The sequence below is a fragment of the Shinella yambaruensis genome (assembly GCF_022899355.1).
Lineage (GTDB): Bacteria > Pseudomonadota > Alphaproteobacteria > Rhizobiales > Rhizobiaceae > Shinella > Shinella yambaruensis.
Map to the genome: position 1 here is coordinate 367,404 of NZ_JALJCK010000002.1, position 15,515 is coordinate 382,918.

General features: G+C 67.7%; 15 protein-coding genes. 12 read left to right on the forward strand and 3 right to left on the reverse strand.

The window, feature by feature from the left end:
• Positions 1-4: 4 nt before the first annotated feature.
• Genes MUU56_RS05640 through MUU56_RS05650 form a run of 3 tightly spaced genes read left to right on the forward strand, consistent with a single transcriptional unit; the run spans position 5 to position 3,523 of the window.
• Positions 5-925, forward strand: a complete 921-nt coding sequence (locus MUU56_RS05640) for an ABC transporter permease (RefSeq protein ID WP_398430904.1) — start codon at positions 5-7, stop codon at positions 923-925.
• Positions 918-2,552 (forward strand): ABC transporter ATP-binding protein, encoded by a 1,635-nt coding sequence (locus MUU56_RS05645; RefSeq protein ID WP_244766334.1) that lies wholly within the window; start codon positions 918-920, stop codon positions 2,550-2,552. Before MUU56_RS05640 ends, MUU56_RS05645 begins: the two co-directional genes overlap by 8 nt.
• On the forward strand, positions 2,549-3,523 hold the full coding sequence (locus MUU56_RS05650; RefSeq protein WP_244766335.1) for a 2-hydroxyacid dehydrogenase: 975 nt from the start codon (positions 2,549-2,551) through the stop codon (positions 3,521-3,523). The genes MUU56_RS05645 and MUU56_RS05650 overlap by 4 nt, the downstream gene beginning before the upstream one ends.
• On the opposite strand, the gene MUU56_RS05655 is transcribed toward MUU56_RS05650, so the two are convergent.
• Positions 3,511-4,224: a GntR family transcriptional regulator gene (locus MUU56_RS05655; protein WP_244766336.1), complete on the reverse strand. Its 714-nt coding sequence runs from the start codon at positions 4,222-4,224 to the stop codon at positions 3,511-3,513. The two genes, MUU56_RS05650 and MUU56_RS05655, sit on opposite strands and share 13 nt — an antisense overlap.
• A 145-nt stretch (positions 4,225-4,369) precedes the next feature.
• Here MUU56_RS05655 and araD point away from each other — a divergent pair, with 145 nt between their 5' ends.
• From araD to greA, 7 genes are all read left to right on the forward strand, one after another.
• Entirely contained in the window at positions 4,370-6,106 is a 1,737-nt protein-coding gene (gene araD / locus MUU56_RS05660) for an L-arabinonate dehydratase (protein WP_244766337.1), read from the forward strand.
• Between the two features lie 93 nt (positions 6,107-6,199).
• Positions 6,200-6,910, forward strand: coding sequence for a ribonuclease activity regulator RraA (locus MUU56_RS05665; RefSeq protein WP_244766338.1), 711 nt, complete (start codon positions 6,200-6,202; stop codon positions 6,908-6,910).
• 140 nt (positions 6,911-7,050) lie between these two features.
• A complete protein-coding gene (locus tag MUU56_RS05670) occupies positions 7,051-7,956 on the forward strand; it encodes a 5-dehydro-4-deoxyglucarate dehydratase (protein WP_244766339.1) in 906 nt (301 codons plus the stop codon).
• A complete protein-coding gene (locus tag MUU56_RS05675) occupies positions 7,956-8,861 on the forward strand; it encodes a dihydrodipicolinate synthase family protein (protein ID WP_244766340.1) in 906 nt (301 codons plus the stop codon). Before MUU56_RS05670 ends, MUU56_RS05675 begins: the two co-directional genes overlap by 1 nt.
• A gap of 162 nt (positions 8,862-9,023) precedes the next feature.
• The gene (locus tag MUU56_RS05680) at positions 9,024-10,532 is read left to right on the forward strand and encodes an ABC transporter substrate-binding protein (RefSeq protein WP_244766341.1); all 1,509 of its coding nucleotides are present in this window, start codon (positions 9,024-9,026) and stop codon (positions 10,530-10,532) included.
• 63 nt (positions 10,533-10,595) lie between these two features.
• The gene (locus tag MUU56_RS05685) at positions 10,596-11,651 is read left to right on the forward strand and encodes an Ldh family oxidoreductase (protein WP_244766342.1); all 1,056 of its coding nucleotides are present in this window, start codon (positions 10,596-10,598) and stop codon (positions 11,649-11,651) included.
• Between the two features lie 104 nt (positions 11,652-11,755).
• Positions 11,756-12,238 (forward strand): transcription elongation factor GreA, encoded by a 483-nt coding sequence (greA, locus tag MUU56_RS05690; RefSeq protein ID WP_244766343.1) that lies wholly within the window; start codon positions 11,756-11,758, stop codon positions 12,236-12,238.
• Positions 12,239-12,242: 4 nt separating this feature from the next.
• On the opposite strand, the gene MUU56_RS05695 is transcribed toward greA, so the two are convergent.
• Together MUU56_RS05695 and MUU56_RS05700 are read right to left on the reverse strand one after the other, a co-directional pair.
• Positions 12,243-12,941: an LrgB family protein gene (locus MUU56_RS05695; RefSeq protein WP_244766344.1), complete on the reverse strand. Its 699-nt coding sequence runs from the start codon at positions 12,939-12,941 to the stop codon at positions 12,243-12,245.
• Positions 12,934-13,308, reverse strand: a complete 375-nt coding sequence (locus tag MUU56_RS05700) for a CidA/LrgA family protein (protein WP_244766345.1) — start codon at positions 13,306-13,308, stop codon at positions 12,934-12,936. Before MUU56_RS05700 ends, MUU56_RS05695 begins: the two co-directional genes overlap by 8 nt.
• Before the next feature lie 179 nt (positions 13,309-13,487).
• Between MUU56_RS05700 and MUU56_RS05705 the strand changes: the two genes are divergently transcribed.
• Positions 13,488-13,874, forward strand: a complete 387-nt coding sequence (locus tag MUU56_RS05705; RefSeq protein WP_244766346.1) for a hypothetical protein — start codon at positions 13,488-13,490, stop codon at positions 13,872-13,874.
• Positions 13,875-13,945: 71 nt separating this feature from the next.
• Positions 13,946-15,418, forward strand: a complete 1,473-nt coding sequence (locus MUU56_RS05710; protein ID WP_244766347.1) for a multicopper oxidase family protein — start codon at positions 13,946-13,948, stop codon at positions 15,416-15,418.
• Positions 15,419-15,515: the final 97 nt, after the last annotated feature.

Below are 15,515 nucleotides of genomic sequence, written 5' to 3' on the forward strand. Positions count from 1 at the left end.
GACCATGACCGACACGCAAACTCTCTCCGGACGAAAGCCGGGCGGTGCGCTGGCCCGCTGGTTCTCCATGCTGTGGGCGGACAAGTTCGCCTTCTTCGCGGCGCTCTTCCTGCTGCTGGCACTGCTCTGTGCGCTCTTCGGCCCCCTCCTTCTGGAGGCGGTCGCCACGAAGCAGAACCTGCGCGGCCGCAACGCGCCGCCCTTCGATCTTGCGCGCGGCTGGATCTACATTCTCGGCGCCGACGCGCTCGGCCGGCCGCTGCTGGCCCGCATCGTCGTGGCGGCGCAGAACACGATGCTCGTCGCGGGCGCGGCGGTGCTGGCCTCGTCGCTCGTCGGCGGCACGCTGGGGCTGGTGGCCGGCTACAGCCGGCGATCCGCCAGCCAGTGGATCATGCGGCTCGGCGACGTCATCATGTCCTTCCCCTCGCTGCTGCTCGCCGTCATCGTGCTCTACATGCTCGAGCCCTCCGTCGCCAACATCGTGCTGGTGCTCGCCGTCACGCGCATCCCGATCTACCTGCGCACGACGCGCGCCGAGGTGCTGGAGGTGCGCGAGCGCATGTTCGTGCAGGCCGCGACCGTGATGGGCGCCTCGCACCGGCGCATCGTCTTCCGTCATATCCTGCCGGTGATCCTGCCGACGCTGGTGACGATCGCGACGCTGGATTTCGCCTTCGTCATGCTGGCCGAATCCTCGCTCTCCTTCCTCGGCATCGGCATCCAGGCGCCGGAGATCACCTGGGGTCTCATGGTCAGCCAGGGTCGGCCCTATCTCACCAATGCCTGGTGGCTGTCCTTCTGGCCGGGCCTTGCGATCATCCTGACGACCCTGTCGCTCAATCTTCTTTCGAACTGGATGCGCATCGCGCTCGATCCGACGCAGCGCTGGCGCCTTGAAATGGGAGGCCGCAGGAATGGCTGAACACCTGCTGGAGGTCCGCGGCCTGTCGGTCGAGTTCCATACCGCTGCCGGCACGGTCAATGCCGTGCAGGACGTCAGCTGGCATCTCGATCGCGGCGAGACGCTGGCCATCCTCGGCGAAAGCGGCTCGGGCAAGTCCGTCTCCGCCTCGGCGATCATGAACCTCATCGACATGCCGCCCGGCAGGATCACCGCCGGCGCCATTCTCTTCAACGGAAGGGACATGCTGGCCATGGATGCCGAAGAGCGCCGGGCGATCAACGGCGCGAAGATCGCCATGATCTTCCAGGATCCGCTCGCCCATCTCAATCCCGTCTATGCCGTCGGCTGGCAGATCTGCGAGATGATGACGACGCACGGTACCCCCGGGGCGGAGGCGCGACGGCGCGCGCTGGACCTCCTCGAGCGTGTCGGCATCCCGCAGCCGGAAGCGGCCATGCGCAAATATCCGTTCCAGTTCTCCGGCGGCCAGCGGCAGCGGCTGATGATCGCCATGGCGCTCGCCTGCAAGCCGGACATCCTCATCGCAGACGAGCCGACCACGGCCCTCGACGTGACGGTGCAGGCCCAGGTGCTGGAGCTTCTGAAGGCGTTGCAGCAGGAGACCGGCATGGGCCTCCTCCTCATCACGCATGACCTCGGCGTCGTGGCCGAGATCGCCGACCGGGTCGTGGTGATGAACGGCGGCTCCATCGTGGAGACCGGCAAGGCCGCGGCCGTCTACCGGAACCCGCAGCATCCCTATACGCGCAAGCTGATCGACGCGGCGCCCGGGAAGGGGGCGATGCCCGAGGGGCGCGAGCGCCGGGGCGAACCGCTCGTCAAGGCGGTCGGCCTGCACAAGCACTACGGCCTCTTCCATGCGCTCAAGGGCATCGACCTTGCGATCATGCCCGGCGAGACGGTCGCCGTGGTGGGGGAGAGCGGTTCGGGCAAGTCGACACTCGCCCGCGCCATGCTGCGGCTCGACGATCCCGACGGGGGAGAGATCCTCTATCGGGGCAGGGACCTTCTGGCGATGACCCCGCGGGAGCTGTTCGGGCTGCGGCGCGACCTGCAGATGGTGTTCCAGGATCCCACGCAATCGCTCAATCCGCGCATGACGGTGTTCCAGCTCATCTCCGAGGCCTGGGTGATCCATCCGGATATCCTGCCCAAGGCGCGCTGGAGGGAGAAGGTGGCCGAGCTGCTGGTCAAGGTCGGGCTGAAGCCGGACATGGCCGGCCGCTATCCGCACCAGTTCTCCGGCGGCCAGCGGCAGCGCATCGCCATTGCCCGGGCGCTGGCGATGGAGCCGAAGCTGATCGTCTGCGACGAGGCGGTGTCCGCCCTCGACGTGTCGATCCAGGCGCAGGTCATCGCGCTGCTCGACGGGCTCCGGCGCGAATTCGGCCTCTCCTACCTGTTCATCGCCCATGACCTGCCGGTCGTGCGCGATTTCGCCGACCGCGTCATCGTCATGAAGGCCGGCGAGATCGTCGAGGAAGGCCCGGTGCGGCAGATCTTCGATGCCCCGCAGCATCCCTATACGCGTGCGCTGCTCGCCGCGAGCCTCGATCCGGATCCCGATATCCAGGCCGCCCGTCGCGCCGCCCGAAACCTCGAAGAAGGACGTGTCACCGCATGAAATCCGATGTTCTGGTTGCCTATCCGCTCCGCCCGCGCCAGATGGCCCTGCTCGAAGAGGCCTATACGGTGCACCGCCTCGATCTCCTGAAGGGCGATGACCGCGAGGCGATGCTGGCGGAAGCCGGCCCGCGCTGCACCGCCATGGTGGTCAACGGCCATGTGGCGATCGACGACGCGTTCCTGGCGCGGCTGCCGGCCCTGAAGCTCGCCGCCTGCTCCTCGGCCGGCTACGACCAGATGGACGTCGCGGCGATGACCCGGCGCGGCATCACCCTCACCAACACCTCCGACGTGCTGCTCGACGATGTCGCCGACATGGCGCTGCTCCTGATGCTGGCCGCCCGGCGCCGGCTCGTCGTCGGCGACCGCTACGTCCGCTCGGGCGACTGGGGGCGGCAGGGCATGATGCCGCTGACGACGTCGACCGCCGGGAAGAGGGCGGGCATCGTCGGGCTCGGCCGGATCGGCCTTGCCATCGCCCGGCGCTGCGAGGCCGTCGGGCTGACCATCGGCTACTACGGCCGGTCGCGGAAAACCGGCAACGACTATGCCTATTTCGACGATCCGGTGAAGCTGGCCGAATGGGCCGACATCCTGCTGGTCGCAACGCCCGGCGGGGCGGAAACCGAGGGGCTGATCTCCGCCGCCGTGCTCGACGCCCTCGGCCCGGCCGGCAGCCTCGTCAACATCGCGCGCGGCTCGGTGGTGGACGAGCCGGCGCTGATCCGTGCGCTCAGCGAGGGGAGGATCGCCTCGGCCGGGCTGGATGTCTATTACAACGAGCCCCATCCGGACCCGGCCTTCGCCGCGCTCGACAATGTCGTGCTCTACCCGCATCACGCCAGCGGCACGGAAGAGACGCGCGACCGCATGGCACAGCTCGTCATCGACAACCTTGCGGCCTTCTTCGCCGGAAAGCCGCTCCTGACGCCGGTGAACGGAGCAGGGGCGGTGCGTCAGGCGAAGTAGTGCGGAAACTCGTTGCGCAGCTCCTCGACCTTGGCGACGGTGCGGCTGAGATGATCGCGGATGGCGGCGATGGCGGCATGCTCGTCGCCGGCCGCGATCGCCTCGACGATCGCTCGGTGGCCCTCGAGGATGTTCACCACCTTGCCCTTCTCCGGAAGGTGCAGGCGGCGGATGCGCTCCAGATGCCCAGAGCGCTCGCGGATCAACTGGTGCAGGCCGCTGCGCTTGACGCCGGCAAACAGCGTCTGGTGGAACAGCTCGTCCAGCTCCTGGAAGATGACCATCTGCTCGGGATCGTCGGCGACGGCCTCCTGCATCTTGATGATGGAGCGGGCCCGCGTGACGGTGGAGGGATCCGGCTCCTGCGCCAGGCGGCGGCAGACCTCGGTCTCCAGCGCCACGCGCAGGAAATGCGCCTCGTAGATCTGCGGCACGTCAATGCGCGTCACGACGGTGCGCGACTGCGGATAGATGCGCACGAGGCCCTCCTGCTTGAGGAGCTGCATCGCCTCGCGGATGGGGGTCTGGCTGACCTCGTAGGTCTCGGTCAGCTCGGTGCGCGACAGCGTGGTGTCCGGCGGCAGCTGGATCGTGATGATGCGTTTGCGCAGGTCGTCGTAGACGCGCTGCACGGTGCTTCCCGCGATGGCGGGGAAGCCGGGTGACGAAAGGCCGAACGTCTGGGCAAGCGATGTGGTCATCGTGGTGGTCCTTTTTCCCGCAGTGTTATCCGGCGTGCCGCTCATACACAAGAATAGAAATATAGATGTTGATATAGATGTAAAACTAAAATATTAGTATCGATGTTGAGGCGCAGCCGGGAGGCGGCTGCGGAAGGAGACGGAAATGGCCGGGAGGAAGACCTACGAAGAGCTGCGTTCGGCCCGCTGGATGATGCCGGACGACCAGCGGTCGTTCGGGCACCGGTCGCGGACGATGCAGATGGGCTACGCGCCGGAGGACTGGCAGGGCAAGCCGATCATCGCGATCATCAACACCTGGTCGGACGCCCAGCCCTGCCACATGCATTTCCGCGAGCGGGCCGAATGGGTGAAGCGCGGCATCCTGCAGGCGGGCGGTTTTCCGATGGAGCTGCCGGCATTGTCGCTCTCGGAGAATTTCGTCAAGCCGACGACCATGCTCTACCGCAACCTCCTTGCCATGGAGACCGAGGAGCTGCTGCGCTCCCATCCGATCGACGGCGCGGTGCTGATGGGCGGCTGCGACAAGACCACGCCCGCTTTGGTCATGGGTGCGGTCTCCATGGGCGTCCCCTTCATCTACCTGCCGGCCGGCCCCATGCTGCGCGGCAATTATGCCGGCAAGACGCTGGGCTCCGGCACGGACGGCTTCAAATACTGGGACGAGCGCCGGGCCGGCACGATCTCCAGGGAGGAATGGCAGGGCATCGAGGGCGGCATCGCCCGCAGCTACGGCCATTGCATGACCATGGGCACGGCCTCCACCATGACGGCGATCGCCGAGGCGATGGGGCTGACGCTGCCGGGCGCCTCCTCGATCCCGGCCGCCGATGCCAACCATCAGCGCATGTCGGCCGCCTGCGGCCGGCGCATCGTCGACATGGTCTGGGAGGATCTGACGCCGGACCGGATTATCACGCCGGCTGCGGTGAACAATGCCGTCACGGTGGCGATGGCGACGGGCTGTTCGACCAATGCCATCATCCACCTCATCGCCATGGCCCGCCGCGCGGGCGTTCCGCTGGAGCTGGACGATCTCGACCGCATCGGCCGCACGACGCCGGTGATCGCCAATATCCGCCCGTCGGGCTCGACCTATCTCATGGAGGATTTCTTCTATGCCGGGGGCCTGCGCGCGCTGATGAAGCAGCTCGGCGACAAGCTCGACCCGACCGCGATCACCGTGACCGGCCGGCCGCTGGTCGAGGGGCTCGATGCCGTCAAGGTCTGGAACGACGACGTGATCCGGCCGCTCTCCGATCCGGTCTACCACGAGGGGTCGCTGGCCGTGTTGAAGGGCAATCTCGCGCCCGATGGCGCGGTCATCAAGCCGGCGGCCTGCGATCCCAGGTTCCACCGTCACCGCGGCCCGGCGCTCGTGGCCGACAGTTACCCCGACCTGAAGGCGATCATCGACGATCCGGACTACCCGCTGACGCCGGAGACGGTGCTCGTCCTGCGCAATGCCGGGCCGCAGGGCGGGCCCGGCATGCCGGAATGGGGCATGATCCCGATGCCCAAGGCGCTCCTGAAGCTCGGCCTGCGCGACATGGTGCGCCTGTCGGATGCGCGCATGTCGGGCACGAGTTTCGGCGCCTGCGTGCTGCATGTCTCGCCCGAGGCCTTCGTCGGCGGTCCGCTCGCCCTGCTGAGGACCGGCGACATCGTCGAGCTCGACATCCCGGCGCGCAGCCTCAACATGCTCGTTCCCGAGGCGGAGCTTGCCGCGCGCCGCGCGGCCTGGCGACCGCCGGAGCCCCGTTACGAGCGCGGCTACGGCTTCATGTTCACCCGGCATATCGAGCAGGCCGACAAGGGCTGCGACTTCGATTTCCTGCGCACCGAATTCGGCGGCAAGACGCCGGAACCGGTCATCAACTGACGAGGCGCGCCATGCCCGGTGGGCTGCGGCCTTGCCGGCAGGGCGCGCGACTGGACCGTTGAAACCCGCCGCTTCGGCGATTGAGGAGGACAGATGAAACCCGAAACCCGTGAGAAGCTGCAGGGCGTTTCCGTCGCGACCCTGTGCTCGGCGCTCTACAAGCGCGGCCTCCGGAACCAGACGATCCAGGATGTGCGCCCTGTCCGCGCCAAGGGGCGCAACATGGTCGGGCCGGCCTTCACGCTGCGCTACATGCCGGCCCGCGAGGATCGCAATCCGATGTCCGTCTTCCGCGATCCCAAACATCCCCAGCGCCTCGCCATCGAGACCTGCCCCGAAGGGCATGTGCTCGTCATGGACAGCCGCAAGGATCCGCGCGCGGCCTCGGCCGGCGACATCCTGATCACGCGGCTGATGGCGCGCGGCGGGGCAGGGGTGGTGACCGACGGCGGCTTTCGCGATTCCATGGTGATCGGCGCGCTCGACATCCCCGCCTACCACAACCGGCCCTCCAGCCCGACGAACCTGACGCTGCACGAGGCGATCGACATCAACGTGCCGATCGGCTGCGGCGATGTCGCGGTCTTCCCCGGCGACGTGGTGGTCGGCGATGACGACAGCGTCATCGTCATCCCGGCGGAGATCGCCGACGAGATCGCCGACGAGGCTGTCGAGATGACCGCCTACGAGGACTTCGTCGTCGAGCGGGTGAAGGCGGGGCACACGATCATCGGGCTCTACCCGGCGACCGACGAGGCCAATCTCGCGCTCTTTGCCGATTGGCGGGCGGCGAACGGCCGCTAGGCCCTCCGCCCTCAAGGCACGACAGCATTGCAAGGCCGGGGCGTCCGTTCCGGCCGAGAGGACGCGCGCGCCCGGCACGGCCATCGGAATTTCCCGCCGCTTTTCCGCAAGAGCGGCGCAACCGAACCAAGGAGAATAGCATGATCCACCCGACCGACCTGCGCGAGATCATTCGCAACGGCCTCCTGTCCTTCCCGGTCACGCCCTTCGATGCCGAGGACAATTTTGCGGCAAAACCTTTTGCCGCGCATCTCGAATGGCTTTCGTCCTATCCGGTGGCGGGCCTCATCGTCGCGGGCGGCACGGGCGAGCTCTTCTCGCTGGCGCCGGGCGAGGTGGTCGAGGTCGTGAAGACGGCACGCATGGTGGCGGGGGATGCGCCCGTCATCGCCGGCTGCGGCTACGGCACGCGGATCGCCTGCGACATGGCGCGCGAGATCGAGGCGGCCGGCGGCGACGGCATCCTGCTTTTGCCGCACTACCTCACCGAAGCGCCGCCGGAGGGCATTGCCGCCCGCATCCGCGCGGTATGCAAGGCCACTCGCATGGCCGTCATCGTCTACAACCGCGGCCAGGCCCGCGTTTCCGCCGAGCAACTGGCGAAACTGGCCGAGGAATGCCCCAACCTCATCGGCTTCAAGGACGGCACGGGCGACATAGACACCGTCCGGCGGGTGACGGTGATGCTCGGCGATCGCCTGTCCTATATCGGCGGCATGCCGACGCACGAGCTCTTCGCCCAGGCCTATCGCGGCGCCGGCATGCCGACCTATTCCTCGGCGGTCTTCAATTTCGTTCCCGAGACGGCCCTGAGGTTCCACGGGGCCTTTCTTGCCGGCGACGATGCGACCTGCGAGCAGATGCTGCGCGGCTTCTACTATCCCTTCGCCCGGATCCGGGACCGCAAGAGCGGCTATGCCGTCTCCGCCGTCAAGGCGGGCGTGCGCCTGCGCGGCTTCGATGCCGGCCCGGTGCGCGCGCCGCTGACGGACCTTTCCGAGGAGGAGATCGCGATGATGCGCGACCTCATCGCGTCGGCAAAATGATGGCGGGCGATCTGAGAAAGGCGCTGGGCGGCATTTCCGGCATCCTCGTCACCCCGTTAGATGCCGAGGACCGGGTTGCGCCGGATCGCTTGCGCCCGATCCTCGACCGGGCGCTCGCCGCGGGCCTGCATGTGCCCGTGGTGAACGGCAATACCGGCGAGTTCTATGCGTTGACCGTCGAGGAGGCCGAGGCGATGGCCGCTGCGGTCTGCGCGCTCGTCGACGGCCGCGCGCCTGTTGTCGCCGGCGTGGGACGGTCGGTGAAGGACGCCTGCCGGCTGGCGGCCGCGGCCCGCCGCGCCGGCGCGGCGGGCCTCATGGTGCACCAGCCGCCCGATCCCTTCGCCGCCCCGCGCGGCGTCGTGGACTATGTCGAGCGGGTGGCGGAGGCCGGCGCGGGACTGCCCCTGGTGCTATATCTGCGCAACGACGCCATCGGCACCGCGGCCATCGCCCGGCTCTGCGCCATTCCCGGCGTCATCGGGGTGAAATGGGCGACGCCGAACCCGCTGAAGCTCGCCGAGGCGATCGCGGCCTGCGATCCCGGCATCCTCTGGGTGGGCGGGCTCGCCGAGGTCTGGGCGCCGGCGCTCTATGCCGTCGGCGCGCGGGGCTTCACCTCCGGCCTCATCAACATCTGGCCGGAGCGCTCCATCGCCATCCATGCGGCGCTCGAAACCGGCGACTATGCCGCCGCGCGCGGCCTGATCGCGGATATGGCGCCTTTCGAAGCGGTTCGCGCCATGGAACTGAACGGGGCCAATGTCACCGGCGTGAAGGCGGCGCTTGCGGCGATGGGCTGCGACTGCGGCTCGACGCGCCCGCCCGCGGCCTGGCCGCTTTCGTCCGACCAGCAGGCCATCCTGCGGCAGTTCCTCGTCGCAAACCGACTCATCCAAGCTTGAAATAGGAGGTGAACTGGAATATTAGTGTGCATGTGCATTAGTTGATCCGCAATTCGGAGGGGAATTGCCCGGATCACCATCGCGACCCACAGGTCTGGATTTCATCAAAGAAAAGAGGCGTCCTGCCGGATGCCGAGGGAGGAGACCGAAATGAAACGCCGCATGACAACTGTCTGTTTTTCCACCACGATGCTGGCGCTGGGCGCCGGCCACGCCACCGCGCAGGACGCGAACAGGAACGTGACGATCGTGCTTGCCGAAACCGTCGATGTGGTCGAGCCCTGCATGGCGGCCCGCCAGGATGTCGGCCGCGTCATTTCCGAGAATGTCAACGAGATGCTCGTCGAGTTCGACTATGTGAATGGCGGGCTGAAGCCGCGCCTTGCCACGGAATGGTCGCAGGTCGACGCCGATACCTGGGAATTCAAGCTTCGGCCGGGCGTCAAGTGGCACGACGGCAAGGACTTCACGGCCAAGGACGTGCAGTTCACCATCGAGCGCAACAAGAATCCCAAATTCAGCTGCGAGGTGGGCGGCAAGTATTTCGGCGGCACCGAATTCAGCTTCGAGAGCCCCGACGCGCATACGATCCGCATCACCACCAAGCCGGCGCAGCCGATCCTTCCGCTGCTGATGACCGTCATGCCGGTCGAATCCGCCGAGGCGACGCCGGCCGACGAATTCACCCGCAACCCCGTCGGCACCGGCGCCTATGTCTTCGACAAGTGGGAGGTCGGCCAGTCGATCGTCCTCAAGCGCAACCCGAACTATTGGGGCGAGCAGCCCGCCGTGGAGCAGGCCACCTATCTGTTCCGCTCGGACAGCGCCGTGGCGGCGGCCATGGTCGAGGCCGGCGAGGCGGATATCGTGCCGTCCGTCGCCTTGCAGGATGCCACGAACAAGGAAACGGACTTCGCCTATCCGAATTCCGAGACGACGTCCCTGCGCATCGACACGCGCGAGGCGCCGCTTGACGACCGGCGCATCCGCGAGGCGATGAACCTTGCCATCGACCGGCAGGCCATGCTCGGAACGCTGTTCCCCGAGCAGGCGCAGATCGCCACCCAGCTCGTCGTGCCGACGACCATCGGCTACAATGCCGACATTCCCGTCTGGCCTTATGATCCCGAAAAGGCCAGGAAGCTGGTCGAGGAGGCGAAGGCCGACGGCGTACCGGTCGACAAGGTGGTCCGCATCATCGGCCGCAATGGCCAGTATCCGAACGCCACCGAGGCGATGGAAGCCATCATGGCGATGCTCCAGGAGGTCGGCCTCAACGTGAAGCTCGACATGTACGACGTGTCGGTGTGGAACAACTACTTCGTCTCGCCCTATGTGGCCGATTCCGGCCCGACGCTGACCCAGTCGCAGCATGACAACGCCACCGGCGACCCGGTCTTCACCGCCTTCGTCAAATATGCCTCGACGGGCGCGCATTCGATGGTGCGGGATCCGGCCGTCGATGCGCTGATCGAAAAGGCGACGACGGCGACGGGCGACGAGCGCACAAAGCTGTGGAAGGAGCTGTTCGCCAAGGTGAACGCGGAGATCATCGCCGATATCCCGATGTTCCACATGGTCGGCTTCACCCGCGTCTCGCCCCGGCTGGATTTCAAGCCGACGATCGCGACGAATTCCGAGCTCCAGCTCTCCCAGATCAAGTTCAAGTAAGCCTGTCGTGCGGGCCGGTCCGACCGGCCCGCATCGTCTGCCAAGCGATGGATGGATAGCCCGATGCCCCATGTCGACCACCGTGCCCTGACCGCTTTCGTCGAACGCATGCTGGCCAAGGCCGGCATGGAGGCCGACAAGGCTGAAGCCACCGCCGCCATCCTCGTCGAAGGCGACATGATCGGCCATGACACGCACGGGGTGGGCTTGCTGCACTGGTATCTCGAGGCGCTCGAGGACGGATCGCTGGCCAAGGCCGGCCGCTACGACGTGGTAGCCGACCGGGGCAGCACCTTCGTCTGGGACGGCAATCTGCTGCCGGGCGCCTGGCTGCTGACCAGGGCGCTCGACCAGGCCTGCGAACGCGTCGCCGATCATGGCATCGTCGCGGCGGCCATCCGCAACTGCCACCATACCTGTGCGCTGTCGGCCTTCATGCGCCGCGTGACCGAACGCGGCTATATCGTGCAGATCTCCGTTTCCAATCCGGGCGCGGCGCGCGTCGCGCCCTATGGCGGCACCCGGCCGCTGCTGACGCCCAATCCGACGGCGGCGGGCTATCCGACGTTCGGCGATCCGATTCTGATCGACGTCTCCTGCTCGATCACGACGACCACGATGACGCAGACGCTCGTCAAGCGCGGCGAGGACTTTCCGGAAGACTGGGGCCTCACGGCGGCGGGTGAGCCGACCCGCGACCCGCGCGACATCACCGAGCGCGGCGGCTCCATGATGCCGCTCGGCGGCGTGGCCAAGGGGCACAAGGGCTTCGGCCTCGCCCTCATGGTCGACCTCATGGGGCAGGGCCTTTCCGGAAAGGGTCGCGCCAATACCGCGCCCGGCACCTTCGCGCAGAGCGCCTTCCTGCAGGTGATGGATCCGGCCTTCTTCGCCGGGCTCGACGCCTTCACCACCCAGGCGGACTGGACGGCCGCCGCCTGCCGGGACAATCCGCCGGCCCCCTGGAACAACGGTCCCGTGCGCATGCCCGGCGACAGTGCGGCCCGCAAGCGGCAGGCGGCGCTGTCGGGCGGCGTTCCCGTCGGCGATGCGGTCTGGGCGAAGCTCGCCCGGGATGCGGAGCGGCTGGGCGTCGCGATGCCGGCGCCGAACGCCTGACCGCCGGCGCTCCGCCGCCGAGGAATTGACCCGTCCTTTCGCGATGGGATACGGTTCCTGTTCCCGCGGGCCATGGCCCGCCGCGACAGGAATGGAGTTCGAGCGTGAGCGTTGCCTTCATGAAGGAAGAAAGCGCCGAGACGGCAGCGGAAACCCTGCTGCCCGAACGGGCGATTTCCCCGCACCCGAACCTCGTCACGGAGGCCGGGCTGAAGGCGCTGGAGGCGCAGCTTCAGGAGGCCCGCGAGGCCTATGCGGCGGCGAATGCCATCGAGGACGTCAACGAGCGCCGGCGGCAGGCGGCCGGCCCCGGGCGGGACCTGCGTTATCTCGCCGAGAGGGTCCGCACCGCCGAGCTCGTTGCCGCCCCGGCCTCGAACGATGTCGTTTCCTTCGGCAGCACCGTCACTTTCAGCCGCGACGACGGTCGGGTGCAGACCTACCGCATCGTCGGCGAGGACGAGGCCGACCCCAAGGCCGGCTCGATCTCCTATGTGGCGCCGGTGGCCCGCATTCTCATGGGCAAGGCCGTCGGCGATCTCGTGACCGTCGGCGCGCAGGAGCTCGAGATCATCGCCATCGCGTGAGCGGTCACAGGAAGAGATGCACGATGAGCGACGTGAGTACCGCGTTCAGCCCCATCGCGATTCCCGAAAACAGGCCTGCGACCGGATCCACGGAATAGGCGCGCGCCGTGCCGATGCCGTGCGAGGCGAGGCCGACGGCAAAGCCGCGGGCGCTGTAGTCCTTGATGCGCATGGCGTTCATCATCGGCGTCACGACGATCGCGCCGCAGATGCCGGTGAGGACGACGACGGCCGCGGTAAGGGCCGGATCACCCGCAAGGCCCGACGAAATGGCCATGGCGACCGCCGCGGTCGTGGATTTCGGGGCGAGCGAGGCGACGACCTCGGGCGTGAAGCCGAACAGCCGGCTGAAGACCACCGTCGAGCCGACCGCCGCAAGGCTGCCGGCAAAGAGGGCGGCGAGCAGCGGCAGGAGGTTGCTCTTCACCAGCGACAGTTTCTCGTAGAGCGGGATGCCGAGCGCCACGGTCGCCGGGCCTAGCAGGAAGTGGATGAACTGCGCGCCCTCGAAATAGGCGGCGTAGTCGATCCCGCTGACGCAGAGCACCGTCGCGATCGCGGCGATGGAGAAGAGGATCGGGTTCAGCAGGGGATTTCCCGGGCTGAGCCCGGCAAGGCCGGTGGCGGCCAGCCAGACGGCCAGCGTGGCGGCGAGCCAGAGCAGGGGCGAGGTGGCGAGATAGACCCAGAGCCCTTCAGTCATCGGCATAGCCTCCGGAAAGCCGCTTCACCAGGATGAAGACCCAGACGGTGACGGCGAGCGTGATGACGGTCGAGAGCAGCACGATGGCAAGCAGCGCCAGGCCGCGGTCGCGGATGAGGTCGAGGTGCTGGATGATGCCGACCCCGGCCGGCACGAAGAGGATGCCGAGATTGGCGAGGATCGCCCTGGAGGTGTCGAGCGTCTGCCGGTGGGCGGATTCGAGGAGCGGTTTGCCGCCGGTCAGCGTGAGGACCACGGCGATCATCGCCATGCCGATGACCGGTCCCGGCACGAAGCCGCCGAGAAAATAGGCGGTCACTTCGCCGATCAACTGGAAAACAAGCAAGATCGTAATTCCGACGAGCATCTGCGCACTCCCTGCCCCGGCCTCGATAGGTCCATTCTCGATCCGGACGAGCGGCAAGGCGCGGCTGTCGGAACGCACGGCCTCGGGCCGTCGCCTGCGAGGATTAAAGGCCTTTTGCCTGTAAATCCATCGCCGTGGCCGGATCGGAGGCCGCGCGGCACTTTGCCCATGGCCGTCCGATGGACAAAGCCGGGCCGGGCTCCTACTTTCGCTCCATGCTGCGGTTCCTGATGCTCATCGTTTCGGCGTGTCTGTTCGCGGTCGTGTCCTTTACGGCCGCGGCGCACGAAACCGGCATGATCGTCTCGACGGAACTGGCCGGCCGCATGCAGCCGATGGACCATGCTTCCATGGCAAAGGCGTCCTGTAGCGACGACGGGACCTGCAAGATGGATCCCGGCCTGTGCGATCTCGTCTGCATGGGCGTCGGCGTGTTCCTGCCGGCGGGGCGGCTGTCCGCAGGCCTCGCCATGCCGCGTGAAACCTATCGCCGCCATCCCGATGCGGTCCTTGTCTCGACCCCGCCGGCCCTTACCGACCGGCCTCCCATAGCGCATCGCCTCTGAAGCCGCGGCAGGCCACGCCTGCCGTATTCCTCCAGATTTTTTGAGCGGGACGTCCGTCCCGAGGTGATGCCATGAGATCCTTTTCCCGACGCGGCTTCCTGGCCGCCGGCGCAGCGACGCTCGCTGCAACCCAGTTCCCCATCCGCGCCTTCGGCCAGGCGGCCGCGCCGCTACGGCTTGCCGCCACGCGCCGCACGCTCGATATCGACGGCCGCGCCGCCACCGTCTTCGGCCTTGCCGGCCCCGGCGGGCAAGGCCTCGTGCTCGATCCCGGCCAGCGTTTCCGGGTCGACCTCGACAACGACCTGCCCGTTCCGACCATCGTGCACTGGCACGGCCAGATCCCGCCGAACGCGCAGGACGGCGTGCCCGACATGCCGCAGCCGCTGCTTGCGCCCGGCGAGACGCGCAGCTTCGATTTCGCCCCGCTTTCCGGCACGCACTGGATGCACAGCCACGTTCCCATCCAGGAAATGCAACTGCTTGCCGCCCCGCTGATCGTGCGCCGGCCGGAGGACGTCGCCGCCGACCGGCAGGAGGTTGTGCTCTTCCTGCATGATTTCTCCTTCAAGGCGGCGGAAGAGGTGCTGGCGGAGATCACCGGCGGACACGGCGCCACGGCTTCCGGCGCGATGCCGGGCATGGGCCACGGCGGCATGCATGGCGGCGCCGGAACCGAGGGATCGATGGCGACGCCGATGGACATGGGCACCATGGGCGGCATGGCCATGGACCTCAACGACTACGATTGGGATGCCTATCTCGCCAATGACCGCACGCTCTCCGATCCCGAGGTCGTGCCGGTCGAGCGCGGTGGGCGGGTCCGGCTGCGTGTCATCAATGCCGCCGCCGCGACGGTCTTCTGGATCGATACCGGCACGGTGGTAGGGCAGCTCGTCGCGGTGGATGGGCACCCGGTGCGCCCGCTTGCGGGTTCGCGTTTCGGGGTCGCCATGGGGCAGCGCCTCGACATCGAGATCGACCTGCCGAACGAGGGCGGCGCATGGCCCATGCTCGCCCTTCGCGAGGGTGCCCGCGAGCGGACCGGCATCGTCCTTGCCACGCCCGGTGCGGTGGTCGCCAGGCTCGACGCCCTCGCCGAGAGGGCAGCGCCGGCCTTCGATACCGACCTTGCGCAGGAGGCGAGCCTTGTCGGCATCGACGCCTTGCCCGAAAGGCCGGTGGAGCGCCGCCACATGATCATGCTGGGCGGCGCGATGCAGCCCTATGCCTGGACCATCGACGGGGCGGTCTGGGGCAACCATCGCCCCATCGTCGCAAAAAGCGGCGAGCGGGTGGAACTCGCCTTCCACAACATGTCGATGATGGGGCATCCGATGCACCTGCACGGTCATGCCTTCCAGGTGGTCGGGATCAATGCCCGCCGCTTTGCCGGCGCGCGGCGCGACACGCTCTACGTGCCGCCGATGTCCATGGTCACGGTGGCGCTGGATGCGGGGGAGGCCGCCCGCTGGATGCTGCATTGCCATCACATGCCGCATCTTGCGACCGGCATGATGACCGAGTTCCGGGTCGAGGCGTGAAGGCGGCGTGCATTGCGGGCGGGGCGGCCCCGGTGGCCGCCCCGCCTGTCCCGCGGCCCTTTCTGGAAACCGCTCCTTGCCGGGCGCGATCGCCGCG

Bases quoted from the DNA above. Each gene is read 5' to 3' on its own strand.
- MUU56_RS05640 (WP_398430904.1), top strand. From the start codon at position 5: ATGACCGACACGCAAACTCTCTCCGGACGAAAGCCGGGCGGTGCGCTG.
- MUU56_RS05645 (WP_244766334.1), top strand. From the start codon at position 918: ATGGCTGAACACCTGCTGGAGGTCCGCGGCCTGTCGGTCGAGTTCCAT.
- MUU56_RS05650 (WP_244766335.1), top strand. From the start codon at position 2,549: ATGAAATCCGATGTTCTGGTTGCCTATCCGCTCCGCCCGCGCCAGATG.
- MUU56_RS05655 (WP_244766336.1), bottom strand. From the start codon at position 4,224: ATGACCACATCGCTTGCCCAGACGTTCGGCCTTTCGTCACCCGGCTTC.
- araD (WP_244766337.1), top strand. From the start codon at position 4,370: ATGGCCGGGAGGAAGACCTACGAAGAGCTGCGTTCGGCCCGCTGGATG.
- MUU56_RS05665 (WP_244766338.1), top strand. From the start codon at position 6,200: ATGAAACCCGAAACCCGTGAGAAGCTGCAGGGCGTTTCCGTCGCGACC.
- MUU56_RS05670 (WP_244766339.1), top strand. From the start codon at position 7,051: ATGATCCACCCGACCGACCTGCGCGAGATCATTCGCAACGGCCTCCTG.
- MUU56_RS05675 (WP_244766340.1), top strand. From the start codon at position 7,956: ATGGCGGGCGATCTGAGAAAGGCGCTGGGCGGCATTTCCGGCATCCTC.
- MUU56_RS05680 (WP_244766341.1), top strand. From the start codon at position 9,024: ATGACAACTGTCTGTTTTTCCACCACGATGCTGGCGCTGGGCGCCGGC.
- MUU56_RS05685 (WP_244766342.1), top strand. From the start codon at position 10,596: ATGCCCCATGTCGACCACCGTGCCCTGACCGCTTTCGTCGAACGCATG.
- MUU56_RS05695 (WP_244766344.1), bottom strand. From the start codon at position 12,941: ATGACTGAAGGGCTCTGGGTCTATCTCGCCACCTCGCCCCTGCTCTGG.
- MUU56_RS05700 (WP_244766345.1), bottom strand. From the start codon at position 13,308: ATGCTCGTCGGAATTACGATCTTGCTTGTTTTCCAGTTGATCGGCGAA.
- MUU56_RS05705 (WP_244766346.1), top strand. From the start codon at position 13,488: ATGGACAAAGCCGGGCCGGGCTCCTACTTTCGCTCCATGCTGCGGTTC.
- MUU56_RS05710 (WP_244766347.1), top strand. From the start codon at position 13,946: ATGAGATCCTTTTCCCGACGCGGCTTCCTGGCCGCCGGCGCAGCGACG.